Source organism: Acinetobacter sp. ANC_7634 (assembly GCF_056779875.1).
Window position 1 is genome coordinate 1 of the sequence record NZ_JBWYIT010000009.1, and the last position, 15,324, is coordinate 15,324.

Here is a 15,324-nt window from a genome sequence, read left to right on the forward strand (position 1 = left end):
GTAATGCTGTCACTTTTGTTTGTGCTTCTGTTTTCGCAGCAAGTGCATCATCACGTACTTGAGTCAGTGCAGTAAGTTCTGTTGGGGTGATTAAACCATCTGATTCCGCATCTGCTAGTGCTTGCTCTGCCTCAGCATATGCTGCTTCAGCCGCCTCTACTGCCTCTGTTGCTTCTTCAAGTGTAATATCTTCGCCGTCTGGTACGCCATCACCATCTGCATCATTGACTTCAGGTAAGTCAATATTTACAAGAGCATCTAGACGATCTTGTAAACCATCTTTAATCGCTCCATTTGGCAATACATTTACCTTATCTTGAGCAACTTCTTTTGCATCAAGTGCAGCCTGTACTTTCTGTTCAAGAATACTGAGTTCAAGCGGGTTAATTAAGCCATCTTTTTGAGCCAAAGCTAAATTATTAAGAGCTTCAGCATATTTAGCTTCAGCTTCTTCTACAGCTGACTGCGCTTCCTGAATCGCTTCTGGTAAGCCATCTACAATGCCATCACCATCTGCGTCATTTACTGCAGGCAAACTTATGTCAGTCAGATCATCTAATCGATTTTGAAAGGCATCTTTCTGTTCCTGAACAGATTCAGGTAGAGCATTTACTTTACTTTGAGCAGTTGACTTAGCAATTTGTGCCTGCTCTAAAGCATTCTGTAAAGCATTAAGCTCTGTTGGATTAATTAATCCATCACGATTTGCAACAGTTAAAGCATTTTCAGCAGCTGCATACTTTGCTTCTGCCTCCGCAACAGCCAACTCTGCTTCAATGAGTGCTTCAGCGATATCATCTACGATACCATCATCATTTTCATCATTAATTTCAGGTAGGATGATATCCACTAAATCTTCAAGACGTTCCTGCAAAGCATCTTTTTGAGATTGAACTGATTCTGGTAATAAATTTGTTTTAGTTTCTGCTAAGGCTTTGGCACTCTCGAAAGCCTCTTTAGCTTGATCTAATTCCGCTCTTTCAGCAGGTGTAATCAGGCCGTTTTCATTCTTCTCTAAAATTAAATCTTTTAATGCTTCGTACGCTTGTTCAGCATTGGCTACAGCTTCTTCAGCATCTAGTAAAGCTTGCTCGAGATCATCTGGTACACCATCACCATTTTGATCATTAATTGCTGGCAACTCTTCATCAACCAAATCATCTAGTCGATCTTGTAAATCAGATTTTGCCTCGCCATCTACCAAGTTATCGACTTTATCTTGAGCAGCATCTTTAGCATCCTTCGCATCTTGTAATGCTTCCTCTAATTCAGCTTTTTCCTCGGGAGTAATTAACCCATCATTTAATTTATCTTCAATCAAATCTTTAAGATCTTGATAAGCTTTCTCTGCATCATTAACGAGCTGTTTTGCTTCTTCTAATTCATCGTTAATTGGTGGTTCTGGTTCCGGCGATACAGAATTAGATTTTTTATCAGAATCACTCATATTATCTGCAATAGCAACTACTCCAGCAGCTAATCCCCCTGCAATTAACCATGGAGTTAACCCTGTCAAAGCTGTACTTGAGTTTCCAGCGATAAGTGCTGAAATATCATCAATTGGATAATATTTAATAGTCGAAGCTATTTCATTGGCAGCATCTGTGAACTCAACCCAATAAAGCTGACCATTGTCATTAAATAAAATATTATGACTATTTAAGGGATCGTCAAAATAACTTTCTACAACTAATTGTTCGCCATTTTTAAAATTAATAACTAAAGAATTTCCTTCTTTCTGAAAGTTTAAGACCTCTTCGATTGATGCATCAATTTTCACAATTGAGTTCTGGTTTAATACGATTTTATTAGCAGTAGTCTTTTCTAAAACCGCCCCATCGTTTTTTGATAGTATTTCTAAATTTTTCATGACGTCACCCAGTATTATTAAGATATTCTTTAACCCTCTATTTTTTTATCAGATTGAGAATCAATGTAAACGTCATAAAAAGTCAGTTGAAAATCAACAAAAATTCATAGTTAAAAAAAAATTTTTACACCCCATTCGAGATTCTTAAAGCAATGTTTTTATTGAAAATATTAATTTTTGAAAAAAATCACTATTTATAAATTAATTGTGAAAAAAATATCAATATTTATCTTTTTATATAAATTAGACACAAAATTTTTAAATATTGCAAAAAAATACCAGAAACAAAATTACACTATTAATTAATTAAAGTTACATAATAAAACCCAATGAAACAATATTTTATCTCTTGAAACAAATTAAATTTTATTTATTTTCAAACACTTATTTTTACTAATTTATTTTTCCTATATAAAACATAAGGTTGGAATTAATAGTTTATTTCAATTTTTTTATTCTTATTACTTCGAAATAACTTAAAAAATGGCCAAAAACACCATTGCAATGTGGAAGTTAAAATATATTTATAGAAATTTTCCAGCCGTTAAAATATTGTTTTATATTGATAATTTAAAAATCAGTTTTAAGTTATTAAGTTACTTTAAAATCAAAAACCGAGATTTAAATCTCGGTCTTTTAGATTCATTGATATTTTAGTTTGGAATTCTTAGAACCTGTCCCGGGAAAATATCATCGGCATTTTTAAGTAATGGTCGGTTTGCTTCAAAAATTTTGTTGTACTGATTTGCATCACCATAAAACTCTTTAGAAATTTTTGAAAGATTATCCCCTGATTTTACTGTATAGAATTTACTTTCAGGCTCTGGAGATGAAACAGTAAGTTGGTCATCGACTTGAGCAACATGATCAATATTTCCCACAGCCAAGATGATCTTTTCACGATCTGCTTGAGTTTGCACTTGTCCTTTTACAGTCGCTAAATCACTGCTTGCATTATAAGTCACAGACAGTCCTGTTACTGGTAAGCCAAGTGATTTAATATGCCCCAATAATTTATTCGCAACTTCTTGAGCAGATGGCTCTGCTGGCGTTGCTGGTGTAGCTTGTTGCTCAGCTGGTGCGGTATTCTTTTTCCCAATACCTTTCACAAAATCAAAAAGACCCATTGTTATTCTCCTATTGTTATTTCAGTTTGGTGATCAAATAATTTAGATCCCTTAATTTTTATACAGAAGAACTATACCTAACGCCGTTATCTTTCTTAAACTTAAGGTAACTTAATGTAATATTGCAATTTAATCCTTAATAAAAAAAAGCCACCATAAAGGTAGCTTTTAAGTTCGAAAAGAACTGAATCTGATGATTAAGCTAATTTCTTAGTTACATAATCGATAGCAGATTGAACAGTTGTAATTTCGTTAGAGTCTTCATCAGGAATAGTAATGTCGAAATCATTTTCGAAAGACATTACAAGCTCAACTAGATCTAGAGAGTCAGCACCTAAGTCATCCATGAAAGATGCTTCGTTTTTAATCTCTTCAGCTTTTAAGCCAAGTTGTTCAGCTACTGCTTGTTTGATACGTTGTTCGATATCGCTCACAGGAATTCTCCTCATTGCTTGTGGCGGCGTATAATGCCTATAGTTTAATTGAATCTTGATATATTTGAAAGTTTATACATCGCATTACGCCATGTATAAACCGCCATTCACGTGTAATACCGTACCAGTAATGTAACTTGCTTTATCAGAAGCAAGGAAACTTACTGCATTTGCGATATCTTGAGGCTGACCAAAACGGTTCAATGCCACTTGATCACTCATTTTTTTCTGAATTTCATCACTTAACTGTTCAGTCATCTCAGTTGCAATAAAGCCAGGCGCGATACTATTGACAGTAATTTGACGACTGCCCATTTCTTTAGCCAAACTGCGGCTAAAAGCTTCAATCCCAGCCTTCGCAGCTGAATAATTTGCTTGACCTGGATTTGCAAAATGCGCAACGACAGAACTAATATTGATAATTCGTCCAAATCTCGCTTTCGTCATACCTTTCAATACACGTTTAGAGAGACGGAACACTGCTTTAAGATGAATATTTTGGATATCATCCCAATCATCTTCAGACATACGAAGCAGTAGATTATCTTTTGTGATACCTGCATTATTCACAAGAACAAGTACAGGACCAAAACTTTGTTCAATATCTGTAATGAGTGCATCAATTGCAGCTCCATCACGAACATCGAGTACTTTTCCTGCACCATGTTCAGCAAATTGTGTAGATAATTTTTCAGCACCAGAATCAGATGTAGCCGTACCTACAACAAAAAAGCCATCTTCGATCAGCTGTTGTGCAATCGCAGCACCAATACCACGGCTTGCACCTGTCACTAACGCGACTTTACGTTCCTGCGTCATGCAATTTTCCCTTCTGCAACTAATACAGTATTTAAAGCATCTTCTAAACGAGATTTAGTATCTAAAGGCAATGCTTTTTCAACATGTGCTAGACGTTTTGCTAAATTTGTTAATACATTCCCAGGACCACATTCAACAACATAGCTCACATCTTGATCAGCCAATACTTGAAGTGTTTTAGTCCATTGGACAGACTGATAAAGTTGTGATGTCAACGCTGTACGCAATTCATCAACACTGTCAGCCACTTGTGCATTGACATTTTGAATCACTGGAATGCGAGGTAATTGAATATCAACATCTGCTAAAGCTTTGGCAAACTCTGCTGCCGCTGGCTTCATTAATGAACAATGTGATGGTACTGATACTGGTAACGCAATTGCTTTTGCACCTTGCTCTTTTACCAAAGCTATTAACGCTTCAACTCGTGAAGTATCACCTGCCACCACAACTTGACCCTGTGCATTATAGTTTGCAGCCTCCACCGAACCCTCACCTTGAGCGGTGACTTGAGCACACAGTTCTACAACCTTAGCATCATCAAGACCAAGAATCGCAGCCATAGCACCTTGCCCCTGAGGGACAGCATCTTGCATCAACTTACCTCGTAAGTTCACCAATTTAACTGCATCTTTTAAGCTTAAAGATTCTGCAGCAACCAATGCACTGTATTCACCCAGTGAATGTCCCGCTAAATATTTAGGAACGACACCACCAAGCTCTAACCATACACGCCATAAAGCAATGCTTGCTGTGAGCAGTACTGGTTGTGTAAATTCAGTTTGGTTTAACCCTTCACCACTTTGCGCAATGTGCCATAAATCAAAGCCGAGTGCTTCAGAAGCTTCAGCAAACGTTTCTTGCACACTACTAAACTGTTCTGCAAGCTCCGCTAACATTCCTGCTTTTTGAGAACCCTGTCCAGGAAAAACAAATGCAGTTTTGGTCGCAAGAACGGCTTGCTCGAGGCGTTTAGCAGACATATAAAAATCCTTTATTCAGAGCTTGACTATTCAATTTTGATTAATTTCGATCATCTTGAACATCAAACTCAAGTCTTAACTGATTTGATGGAGCGAAATTTATCATTAAAAAAAAGCTTTGGTAATTGCCAAATACAACAAAAAATAGAAATAAAAAAAGGGAGCTTACGCTCCCATTTTTTCTACTAAGCTTGACGCTTAATACATCACCAATTATTCAGCATCAGCTGCTTTAGCGAATAATTGGCGACCACGGTAGACACCATCTTTAGTTACGTGGTGACGACGGTGAGTTTCACCAGTCGTTTGGTCTACTGTTAATGCATTCTCGGTTAAAGCGTCATGTGAACGGCGCATGTCACGGCGAGAGCGACTTTTACGGTTTTGCTGAACGGCCATGATGGCTCCTTACAAAGATCGAAAAAATGGATCAGAACAAATTCGATTGTCTTATACCTAAGAGTATAACACAAAAATTAGTTAAGTTTACCCTTCAAAGCTGCCAAAACACCAAACGGATTATCTCGTTTTTCTTCAACAACTTCTTCTTGGGCAGGTTGATGCTTATGCTCACAAGACTCATGTCTTGGCGACAAAGGAATCAACAATAACAATTCATCTTCTATGAGAGAAAGTAAATCAGCGGTTGCAGGTGCATCAAATGAACCTTTTGTCGTTGCTTCACTCTCACCTAAGACGATGAAATCAGCATCCTCATCCAAGCGCTCTATCAGTGACTCATCATCGACTAAAGCCAGATGAAAGTCCAATTCGAGAGGTAATTCAACAGTATCCAAACAACGTTGGCATTCCATTGGAACCTTCGTTTCAACACTACCATCAAGCCAAACGATACGATGATACGCATCCATTGATAGCTTACAGTCTATGTTGATCAATTGATTATCAATTGACCCAACAGCTTCACGGGATATACGAACAAAGCGCGACAATGGCAGTGTACCTGACCATGTGAAGCCCTGTTCAGCCCATTTAAACGGCTCAATCTGTGCCGGAAAGGTATTTGCTGACATAATTAAGGCGGCAATTCTACAAATTCATAAGTACTCTGTCAAAGATTAAGATACAATTTTGCACTTATTCAGACAGATCATTTGGGTTAATCAAGTCATGCATCAGTTGCAGCCGCAACCTGAAGTCACAACTTCATTACAGTTACACTATCCTTCGACCTCAAATTTGACCGATCACTTAGACCGCGTGCAACTCGCACCTTGGGTAAATCTGCAAACAGAAGCTCAACAGGTAGACTGGCTTATCTTACACTTTAATCATTGGTTTTCCCACTTAAATGTCACATTAGTCAAAGGCGACTTTGAACCTGAATACTTCCCTGCCTCAGACCAACAACCCGCTCGCATCCAATTCGCACATGGATTTTTCAATAGTGCTTTACATGAAATAAGTCATTGGACAATCGCAGGAGATCATCGTCGCACTCTTCCTGATCTTGGCTACTGGTATGCACCAGATGGTCGAACCGCTGAACAACAAGCCCTATTTGAACAAGTCGAAATTAAACCTCAAGCAATAGAATGGATGTTTGCCACAGCCTTTGGTCGAAAATTCCGCGTTTCTCTGGACAATTTAACGGGTGAAGGTGGTGATGGACAGTCTTTTAAAGACAATGTTTATGCTCAAGTACAGCGCTATTTTTCAGGTGACGCTCAGCTTCCAAGAGATGCTCAACACTTTATTCAGTGCATCTGTAAGTGTCTCAGAAGTGGCAAAACATTACATTTGGATGAATTTTCTCGTGCATCGCTAGATTAAGTCTAGTAAATATATATTCATGACATTGAAGTGAATGTCTATGCACGCAATAATACGAAAAAATAATCAGGAGAAAATAAAATGCTTCATTTAAGAGTACATCCTGACAATCCACAATCTCGACTTATTACTCAAGCAGTAGAAAGAATACGTGCAGGCGATGTCGTGGTTTATCCAACAGATGCGGCCTATGCCATCGGATGCCAAATTGGTAATAAGCAAGCAATGGAACGAATTGCTCAAATCCGTGATCTTGGTGCTAAGCATCAATATGCGATCTTATGTGCGGATCTCTCAGATATTGCAACGTATGCAAAAGTGGATAATGCAACTTATCGTCTGCTTAAAAATAATACACCTGCGATTACCACCTTTATTTTGCAAGCGACAAGTGAAGTCCCTCGTCGCTTGATGCACCCCAAAAAGAAAACCATTGGTTTACGTGTACCGAGCAACCCAGTCTGTCAAATGCTTCTTAAAGAGCTGGGTGAGCCTTTACTCACCAGCACCCTGATTCTTCCAGGTCAAACTGAGCCTTTGGATGATCCATATGAAATAGAACAACAATTAAGTAAAAGAATTGATGTTTTTATTGATAGTGGACTTGGCACATTAACAACAACAAGTATTGTTGATCTCTCAGGAAGTCAACCTGAAATTATCCGCCGTGGCGTGGGTGATGTGAGTGCTTTTGAGTAAAATGCCTCACCATTCATCTCGCTTTATTTAATTTACGCTGATTTTTCTTTATAAATTACTTGGAGGGTCTTTATTTGTTGACCCTCTTGCGTAAAGTTGCTTGGTTCAAGCCAAGCTAAATAACTTTCTTTTAAAGTCAGCCACTCTTCATCCAACATTGAAAACCAAAGCGTGTTTCGGTTTCTTCCCTTGACCACTTTATGTTGTCTAAACATTCCTTCATATTGAAAACCGAATCGTAGCGCGGCTTTTTTGGAAGCTAAGTTCAACTCATGACACTTCCACTCTATACGCCTAAATCCTAAAGTAAAACACTCATTCAACAGTAAAAATAATACTTCTGTAGCAGCTCTAGACCGTTTTAAATCTGCTGAGAAGTATACATTCCCAATTTCAACCACTCCATCATCCAACCCGATATTCATCAATGCGATCCACCCCACTGGTTTTTTCGCTATGCGAATAACATAATAAATATTCCCTTGTGTACCAAATTACGATGAGAGTTTATATGACAAATCTTCAATCGAAGTTGGCGCATCGTAAGGCAAATAGGTAAAGCTTGAAATAAACTCATCTGTAATCTTGAGTGGGAATAGATCTCTTGCAAGCTCTTCAATATTTTGAATTAAATTTAAGGGATATAAATTTACATACGTTCCACTCAACGCTTTGAATGAGTCTATAGGGTGAGTATATGAGTGAACTTTTATACCTACACTTTGTTCATATACATTTTGTTCTACTTTTTGAAAATTATTCATACTCTTTTACTTCTCGTCGAATACACGCTAACAATGAATACCAGTTTACATTTATTAGTTAAAACACTAAATATATCTATATAACCTTAAAAAATACTACCTATTTATTTCAAATTTTTTATCGTAAAACTGCGGATAAAGATATATTCAGCACTCGATTTAATTTAGAATACCCATATTGTTTTTATGCTATTCGAATCACTGTCCTTTTACTGATTTCGATATGTGATCTCCTGAATCGCCCAACATGCTTTTGAAAATTCGCGTGGCTAATAATTGTAATGACTCAAGCTATCCATAATCCCATGGACGCACTTCCACACATCCGTGTTTTAGATGAGTGGCAAGATACGATTCCTGAAGATTTATATATACCGCCTGCAGCATTCGAAATTCTATTAGAACATTTCGAAGGACCACTCGACTTTTTAATTTACCTCATCCAAAAAAACGGTTTCGATCTACTTCAGCTCGATATAGCTCCGATTGCAACGCAATATTTGTCATATATTGACAGTATGAAGTCACTCAATATTGAGTTGACCGCAGATTATATGGTGATGGCGGCTTTATTAGCAGATTTAAAATCACGCTTACTGCTGCCTAAACCTAAATCAATTCAAATTGAAAAAGATCCAAAACAAGAATTAATAGATCGTTTAGAGACATATTTAAGGATCAAGCAAGCTGCTGAGCGTCTCGGTCAAATGCCTATTTTGGACCGTGATACTTTTCTACCCAACGTTAGCCTTGGACAAATTAATACAGTAAATGAAGGTTATGAAGCCTCTCTTCTGCGCGATGCTATGTTTTGTATTTTTAATCGCCCAGAGCCTGTTACACACCAGATTACTCAAGAACCTGTTTTGCTTGAAGAACGTATTGCCTATATTGAACAGATGACAAAATCAGGTGAGGTTTTGAAATTTGATCAACTTTTAAAACCAAGTCAAGGTCGCATGGGGTTAGTGGTGACGTTTATGGCAATATTAGAGCTAACACGTCAGCAAAAAGTTCAAATTATTGCATCAGGTATTGAAGCCCCGCTGGCAATTCAAGGGGTAATGATATGACCATTGATCAATCAAACTCCTTTCAAGTTGATGAGTTACACCACGAAGTGCTCATGCAGCTCGAAGCTATTATTTTTGCCAGTGAAGCGCCTGTTTCTATTGCACGCTTAAAAGAGGCATTTCAAAACCAATTTTCCAAACAACAACTGCGCGCCTATTTACAACAGCTTGCAGTGTTACAACACGGTCGTTCAATTGAGCTGACTGAAACAGCTCAAGGTTTTCGCTTTCAAGTTCGTGCTAAGTATCGACAAGTGATTGCACAAACTTGGCCAGAACGTCCAACTAAATTATCACCATCATTGTTAGAAACTCTAGCAGTGATTGCTTATCATCAGCCCGTTACCCGAGCCGATATTGAGCAAATTCGAGGAGTCACGAATAACAGTCAGCAACTCAGAACGTTATTCGATTGGAACTGGATTAAAGAGTCTGGTTTCCGGGAACTTCCAGGAAGACCCGCGTTGTTGGTTACAACGCCACAATTTTTAAATGCTTTTGGTTTAAGTGATTTAAATCAACTGCCTCCCCTACAGGATGCCAAGGAAGCTTTTATGGCATTGGATGCTCACGCACCCAAGTCGTAAATAGGTGAACTGTTGATGATTATTTCTAAGGTTATGCTGTTATGAGTGAAAAATTGCAAAAGGTATTGGCACGTGTAGGTTTGGGCTCTCGCCGCTATATGGAAGAAGTCATTGCTGCCGGTCGTGTTAGTGTCAACGGTCAAGTTGCTCAAGTAGGTGAACGTATCGAACCAACCGATGAGCTTCGTATCGATGGTCGTAAAGTACAGTTCCAAATTGAAGATGAAATCCGTCGTCGTGTATTGATTTACTACAAACCTGAAGGTGAAATCTGTTCACGTAACGACCCTGAAAATCGCCCAACTGTATTTGATCAATTACCATCAATTCCGGGTGATCGTTGGGTCATGGTTGGTCGTTTAGATATCAACTCAACAGGATTATTACTTTTCACAAACGATGGCGAGCTTGCAAACCGCTTAATGCATCCATCTAGTGAAATTGAACGCGAATACGCTGTACGTGTGATGGGTGAAGTGACCCCTCAACTGAAAAAGAACATGACAGATGGTGTCATGCTCGATGATGGTCCAGCAAAATTTGAGTCATTCTCTGAAATTGGTGGTGAAGGGATTAACCGTTGGTATCAAGTGGTTGTAAAAGAAGGACGTAACCGTGAAGTACGCCGCATCTTTGAATCACAAGGCTTGAAAGTCAGCCGTCTATTACGTACACGTTATGGTACAGTCATTCTGCCACGAGAATTACGTACAGGTCGTTGGATTGAACTTGATAAAAATGACATTGATAACTTAACTAAGTCTGTTGAGCTCAAACCACGCCAAGGTACTGGTCTTTACGGTATGGCGAAACGCCGCAATGAACGTATGCAAGAGAAACCACTTGCAGCACGTCGTGGTGGTTATTTACGCCAACAACGCCGTGACGAAGGCGAGCATCAAGAACCACGCCGTGACTTCCGTCAAGGTGGTGCTGATCAAAGCCGCAGTGATAATCGATTTAACAATCGCGCACCGCGTCAAGAAGGCTCAGAAAACCGTTTCAATGCACGTGCGCCACGTCAAGAAGGCTTTGAGAATCGATTCAACAATCGTGCCCCTCGCACTGAAAATCAGGATTTCCGCAATAAGCGTCCTGAAAACAAAGGTGAAGTAAACGGCAATTCTGTTGATTACAAACCACGTAATGAAAATAAATTTGGTCAACGCAAACCTTTTGGTATTAACAAAGGCTTTAAGAAGTTCTAATTTTTTAAATCCCTAAAAAAACCGCTCAATAGAGCGGTTTTTTTCATTTATTCAATAAAAGGAATATCAATCCATTTAGCAGATGGAAAATGTTGCGATAAATACTTTTTTAAGTAGGCAGATGTATCACGTGAAATAAGCTCATCGTCAGATTCAGCATTCAAATTATATGCTAGAGCATATAACTCAAGCCCACGATGCTTCAGTGCCTCTAAGCTCAACAAAGTATGGTTGATGCTTCCCAAACGCCCCGAACTCACCAAAATTATGGGATATTTTTTATCCACTAAATAATCAATGGTTAAATATTGTGTTGTTAGAGGGACCATCAAGCCACCCGCCCCTTCAAGCAAAACAACTTCATATGAAGAGGACAACTGTTGAGTCGCTTGTTCAATTTTAGCGAAATCAATACTTCGCCCATCTATACGTGTCGCTAAGTGAGGCGATGCAGGATAACTGAAAATTTCAGGCATAGTGAGTTTTTGAGTATCTTCCTCTAACCAACCACATCCCATAATTTCACGATGTTTTTCAATATCTTCAGAAACATCCACATTACCCGTTTGAATTAATTTCTGAGTAATGACATTCCGCCCTTGTTCACGCCAATTTTTTGCTAAATAACCAGTGACGTATGTTTTTCCAATTCCAGTATCAATACCGCTCACAAAGTAGATTTGAGCACTCATGACTTACTCCGTGCGATAAAAAATATAGGGTGATACGTTAAAGGATAGACAAGATTCTCTTGCTCATCAGTCGCAATAAATTGTCGGTAACCTAGATAAAACTGATTCAAACTTTGCTTCGTCCAACGAAACCCCTGTGAGGTTGCCGTCACACCTGTGGCCTGTAAATGTTTTAGGACCAATTTTGGGTGCGCGAAGTGTAATTGAGCCAATTGTTGTTCACAGTGCATCACTTCAAATCCGTTCTGCTCTAGTAAGCTTTTAATTTGGCTTTGATCAAAATATTTTAATCCTTGTCCAGTTAAGGATTTAATTTCTTTTAAGTTCTGAGGCCCATAAGTTGAAAAGCAAAAATAACCATTGGGCTTTAAAGCCGAATAAATTTTCTGTATCAATCTTTCAAACTCAGACATCCACTGTAATGCAGAGCTTGAGGCACATAAATCAAGGTCTTTGGGTAACTCAATTTTTTCGACATCACCAATACGCCACTCGACAGGCTGATGATGACTGAAGGTATGCTCAACATCAGCATATAAATCATTCAAAATGACTTGATCCATTTTAAAATGATGAAACATCTCTTGAGTTAGATTTCCAGTTCCACATCCAATTTCAAATACTTTAGCAAGCTCAGAAGATGAAACATAAAGACGCATCAGCTCGCTTAAATGCTTCGCTACATTTTGTTGAATACGTGCCTGATCTGCATAAGTCCAATGCGATTTTGCAAATCGAGTAGCAATCATTTCTTTTTGAATAAATTTGTTCAACATAGAGTCATTCATAATTGTTCTTTCAACCGCTCCAATTCATCTTGATTCAGCTGAGAATTCATACAAATTCTCAGGCGTGAACTTCCTTGTGGAACCGTTGGTGGCCGAACCGGCAAAATATAAAAACCAGATTGTTGTAATTGTTGTGCGCGCTCAAGTGCACGCTGAGAATCACCTAAAATTAAAGGAATAATCTGCGAGCTTGAAGGACATTCGTAACCTTGCTCAAGAATATATTGACGCAGTTGCAGACTCAAATCACTTAAATGAGCACGTTGCTCCTGCATTTTTTTCATTTTATTCCAAATAAAATGCGTCCAAGCCATGTTGATGGGTGGTTGTGCGGTACTAAAAATCAAAGAGCGCATTTTGTTGATTAAATAATCTTTTAAGATTGGATGACACACAATGTATCCACCAACAGATGCGAGTGCTTTCCCAAATGTTCCGACCAAGAAATCGATATCATCTATGACAGCATATTGTTCAGCGCAACCGAGTCCTTGCTTCCCCCGAACACCAATAGCATGTGCTTCATCTACATATAACATGATTTTACTGAACTGATATTTCAGACTCACCAACGCAGTTAAATCAGTTTCATCACCATCCATACTAAAAATTGATTCAGTTACCACAATGATTCTTTGATACAAGGGATCATCATGATATTGCTCGATCAATTGCTTTAAATGAAGCAGATCATTATGTCGATAACGTATCAGCTTCGCTTTACTTAAGCGAATCCCATCAATCATGCTGGCGTGAATCAATTTATCCGAAAGAATTAAAGTTTGACTATCAGCAATCGCAGGCAGAATACCAATATTCATGTGATAGCCACTGTTGAATAACAGAACTGCCCTTTGATTGAATGATTGACTCATGTCATATTCAAATTGCTCATATTCAGGATAATTTCCTGTGAGTAACCTTGAAGATGAAGAGCTCATTCTTTTTGAATCTGCTGAACAGTAATCAAAAAATGCTTCTCTTATTTGTAGATCTGACGCAATCCCTAAATAATCATTACTCGAAAGATTCAACATTCTCTGTTGCTGAAACTCAACCCATTTTCCATACTGAACGATGGATTTAAACTGCCGAAAATTTCCAGTTTGTTTTAATGAGTCTAACTGCTCTGCGTAGTGATCCAACAGATTCATCTCATTTCCTCTGCAAGCTCCATCACAACACTCACCAACTGCGTTAGTAATTCAGTGAGTTCGACATCTGAAATCACAAAAGGCGGCATGACATAAACTAATTTTCCAAAAGGACGAATCCACACGCCTCGTTCTACGAAACGCTGTTGCAGCGTTTTCATATCAACATTTTGTTTAAGTTCAACAACACCGATAGCACCGAGCACACGAACATCTTGAATATGCGCTTGATCATCTAATCTATGTAAATAATGTTTTAGAATTTGCTCTATTCTTTGAATATTGGACTGCCAATCTTGTGACAATAAAAGCTCAGTACTCTTTAAGGCGACAGCACAAGCCAAGGGATTCGCCATAAATGTAGGTCCATGCATAAATACGCCAGCTTCACCAGAGCTGATCACTTCAGCGACATGTCGCGTGGTCAGTGTTGCAGATAAAGTCATATACCCACCGGTCAGCGCCTTACCAATACACATGATGTCTGGTTCAACTTGAGCGTGTTCCCAAGCAAATAATTTACCTGTTCGTCCAAACCCCGTGGCAATTTCATCAAATATCATTAACACCTGATATTGATCGCATAGCCTCTTGGCTTCGCGTAAATATTCAGGATGATAGAAACGCATGCCTCCAGCACCTTGCACAATCGGCTCAATAATCATGGCAGCGATAGTGGCATGATGGTTTTTTAAAGTTTCTGCCAATACAAGAGTATCTGCTGGATTCCAATCTTCATCAAATCGAGTCTGCGGTGCAGGAACAAAATAACGAGAAGGCAAGCTAGAACCAAAGACCTGATGCATCCCTGTGACGGGATCACAAACTGACATTGCATTCCATGTATCACCATGATAACCAGAACGCGTCGTGATAAAACTGGTTTTATCTTTCTTATCTTGTGCGGTCCAATATTGAACTGCCATTTTCAATGCGACTTCAACGGCGACAGAACCTGAGTCCGCATAGAATATTTTATCTAATTGAGGTGGGGTAATTTTTAATAACGTTTTCCCTAATTCAATCGCAGGATCATGAGTAAGCCCACCAAACATAATGTGTGACATGTGCTGCAATTGATCCGACACAGCTTGATTAAGTTGAGGATGGTTATACCCGTGAATGGCACACCACCAAGATGACATACCATCAATGAGTTGACGACCATCTTCAAGTTCAATCATCACCCCTGTAGCCTTTTTCACTTTATATGTCGGCAGTGGGTTTAACATCGAAGTATAAGGGTGCCATAAGTGTGATAAATCGAATTCGTCAACCATCCTGGAAGAGTGTCCTTATTAATCTAGACAGAGCATAACGCGAATTATTTTT

The 15,324-nt window shown here is 38.6% G+C and carries 18 protein-coding genes; 5 read left to right on the plus strand and 13 right to left on the minus strand.

The genetic code is table 11. The features are described from left to right. The 7 genes from AC1M9A_RS10005 to AC1M9A_RS10035 form a co-directional block, all read right to left on the minus strand. The coding region (locus AC1M9A_RS10005) for a GA-like domain-containing protein (RefSeq protein WP_481610127.1) at positions 1 to 1,870 on the minus strand (1,870 nt) is incomplete at its 3' end. Between the two features lie 653 nt (positions 1,871 to 2,523). Further along, the gene (gene lysM / locus AC1M9A_RS10010) at positions 2,524 to 2,997 is read right to left on the minus strand and encodes a peptidoglycan-binding protein LysM (protein WP_481590517.1); all 474 of its coding nucleotides are present in this window, start codon (positions 2,995 to 2,997) and stop codon (positions 2,524 to 2,526) included. Positions 2,998 to 3,194: 197 nt separating this feature from the next. Continuing rightward, complete coding sequence (gene acpP / locus AC1M9A_RS10015; RefSeq protein WP_035269198.1) at positions 3,195 to 3,431, minus strand: acyl carrier protein; 237 nt, start codon at positions 3,429 to 3,431, stop codon at positions 3,195 to 3,197. Positions 3,432 to 3,515: 84 nt separating this feature from the next. After that, positions 3,516 to 4,250 (minus strand): 3-oxoacyl-ACP reductase FabG, encoded by a 735-nt coding sequence (fabG, locus tag AC1M9A_RS10020; protein WP_481589204.1) that lies wholly within the window; start codon positions 4,248 to 4,250, stop codon positions 3,516 to 3,518. Next, positions 4,247 to 5,233, minus strand: a complete 987-nt coding sequence (gene fabD / locus AC1M9A_RS10025) for an ACP S-malonyltransferase (protein ID WP_481587231.1) — start codon at positions 5,231 to 5,233, stop codon at positions 4,247 to 4,249. Before fabD ends, fabG begins: the two co-directional genes overlap by 4 nt. A 213-nt stretch (positions 5,234 to 5,446) precedes the next feature. Continuing rightward, positions 5,447 to 5,632 (minus strand): 50S ribosomal protein L32, encoded by a 186-nt coding sequence (rpmF, locus tag AC1M9A_RS10030; RefSeq protein WP_035269206.1) that lies wholly within the window; start codon positions 5,630 to 5,632, stop codon positions 5,447 to 5,449. Positions 5,633 to 5,709: 77 nt separating this feature from the next. Continuing rightward, positions 5,710 to 6,267: a YceD family protein gene (locus AC1M9A_RS10035; RefSeq protein ID WP_179999015.1), complete on the minus strand. Its 558-nt coding sequence runs from the start codon at positions 6,265 to 6,267 to the stop codon at positions 5,710 to 5,712. A 97-nt stretch (positions 6,268 to 6,364) separates the two neighbouring features. Here AC1M9A_RS10035 and AC1M9A_RS10040 point away from each other — a divergent pair, with 97 nt between their 5' ends. Both AC1M9A_RS10040 and AC1M9A_RS10045 read left to right on the plus strand, forming a co-directional pair. After that, positions 6,365 to 7,027: an elongation factor P hydroxylase gene (locus AC1M9A_RS10040; RefSeq protein ID WP_180028321.1), complete on the plus strand. Its 663-nt coding sequence runs from the start codon at positions 6,365 to 6,367 to the stop codon at positions 7,025 to 7,027. A gap of 81 nt (positions 7,028 to 7,108) precedes the next feature. After that, entirely contained in the window at positions 7,109 to 7,726 is a 618-nt protein-coding gene (locus tag AC1M9A_RS10045; protein WP_035269212.1) for an L-threonylcarbamoyladenylate synthase, read from the plus strand. A 32-nt stretch (positions 7,727 to 7,758) separates the two neighbouring features. On the opposite strand, the gene AC1M9A_RS10050 is transcribed toward AC1M9A_RS10045, so the two are convergent. Both AC1M9A_RS10050 and AC1M9A_RS10055 read right to left on the minus strand, forming a co-directional pair. Further along, positions 7,759 to 8,202, minus strand: coding sequence for a GNAT family N-acetyltransferase (locus tag AC1M9A_RS10050; protein WP_481610176.1), 444 nt, complete (start codon positions 8,200 to 8,202; stop codon positions 7,759 to 7,761). An 18-nt stretch (positions 8,203 to 8,220) separates the two neighbouring features. After that, positions 8,221 to 8,490 (minus strand): hypothetical protein, encoded by a 270-nt coding sequence (locus AC1M9A_RS10055; protein ID WP_481607899.1) that lies wholly within the window; start codon positions 8,488 to 8,490, stop codon positions 8,221 to 8,223. Between the two features lie 281 nt (positions 8,491 to 8,771). Here AC1M9A_RS10055 and AC1M9A_RS10060 point away from each other — a divergent pair, with 281 nt between their 5' ends. The 3 genes from AC1M9A_RS10060 to rluB are packed head-to-tail and all read left to right on the plus strand — an operon-like array spanning position 8,772 to position 11,358. Beyond that, the gene (locus tag AC1M9A_RS10060) at positions 8,772 to 9,563 is read left to right on the plus strand and encodes a segregation and condensation protein A (protein ID WP_035269217.1); all 792 of its coding nucleotides are present in this window, start codon (positions 8,772 to 8,774) and stop codon (positions 9,561 to 9,563) included. After that, on the plus strand, positions 9,560 to 10,150 hold the full coding sequence (scpB, locus tag AC1M9A_RS10065; protein WP_035269219.1) for an SMC-Scp complex subunit ScpB: 591 nt from the start codon (positions 9,560 to 9,562) through the stop codon (positions 10,148 to 10,150). The genes AC1M9A_RS10060 and scpB overlap by 4 nt, the downstream gene beginning before the upstream one ends. 41 nt (positions 10,151 to 10,191) lie before the next feature. Then, positions 10,192 to 11,358 (plus strand): 23S rRNA pseudouridine(2605) synthase RluB, encoded by a 1,167-nt coding sequence (gene rluB, locus AC1M9A_RS10070; RefSeq protein ID WP_081403293.1) that lies wholly within the window; start codon positions 10,192 to 10,194, stop codon positions 11,356 to 11,358. 47 nt (positions 11,359 to 11,405) lie between these two features. On the opposite strand, the gene bioD is transcribed toward rluB, so the two are convergent. Genes bioD through bioA form a run of 4 tightly spaced genes read right to left on the minus strand, consistent with a single transcriptional unit; the run spans position 11,406 to position 15,272 of the window. After that, positions 11,406 to 12,050: a dethiobiotin synthase gene (gene bioD, locus AC1M9A_RS10075; protein ID WP_481591751.1), complete on the minus strand. Its 645-nt coding sequence runs from the start codon at positions 12,048 to 12,050 to the stop codon at positions 11,406 to 11,408. Beyond that, positions 12,047 to 12,838, minus strand: coding sequence for a malonyl-ACP O-methyltransferase BioC (gene bioC / locus AC1M9A_RS10080; RefSeq protein WP_481610128.1), 792 nt, complete (start codon positions 12,836 to 12,838; stop codon positions 12,047 to 12,049). The genes bioD and bioC overlap by 4 nt, the downstream gene beginning before the upstream one ends. Continuing rightward, positions 12,835 to 13,992: an 8-amino-7-oxononanoate synthase gene (locus tag AC1M9A_RS10085; protein WP_481587226.1), complete on the minus strand. Its 1,158-nt coding sequence runs from the start codon at positions 13,990 to 13,992 to the stop codon at positions 12,835 to 12,837. The genes bioC and AC1M9A_RS10085 overlap by 4 nt, the downstream gene beginning before the upstream one ends. After that, a complete protein-coding gene (gene bioA / locus AC1M9A_RS10090) occupies positions 13,989 to 15,272 on the minus strand; it encodes an adenosylmethionine--8-amino-7-oxononanoate transaminase (protein WP_481609095.1) in 1,284 nt (427 codons plus the stop codon). The genes AC1M9A_RS10085 and bioA overlap by 4 nt, the downstream gene beginning before the upstream one ends. Positions 15,273 to 15,324: the final 52 nt, after the last annotated feature.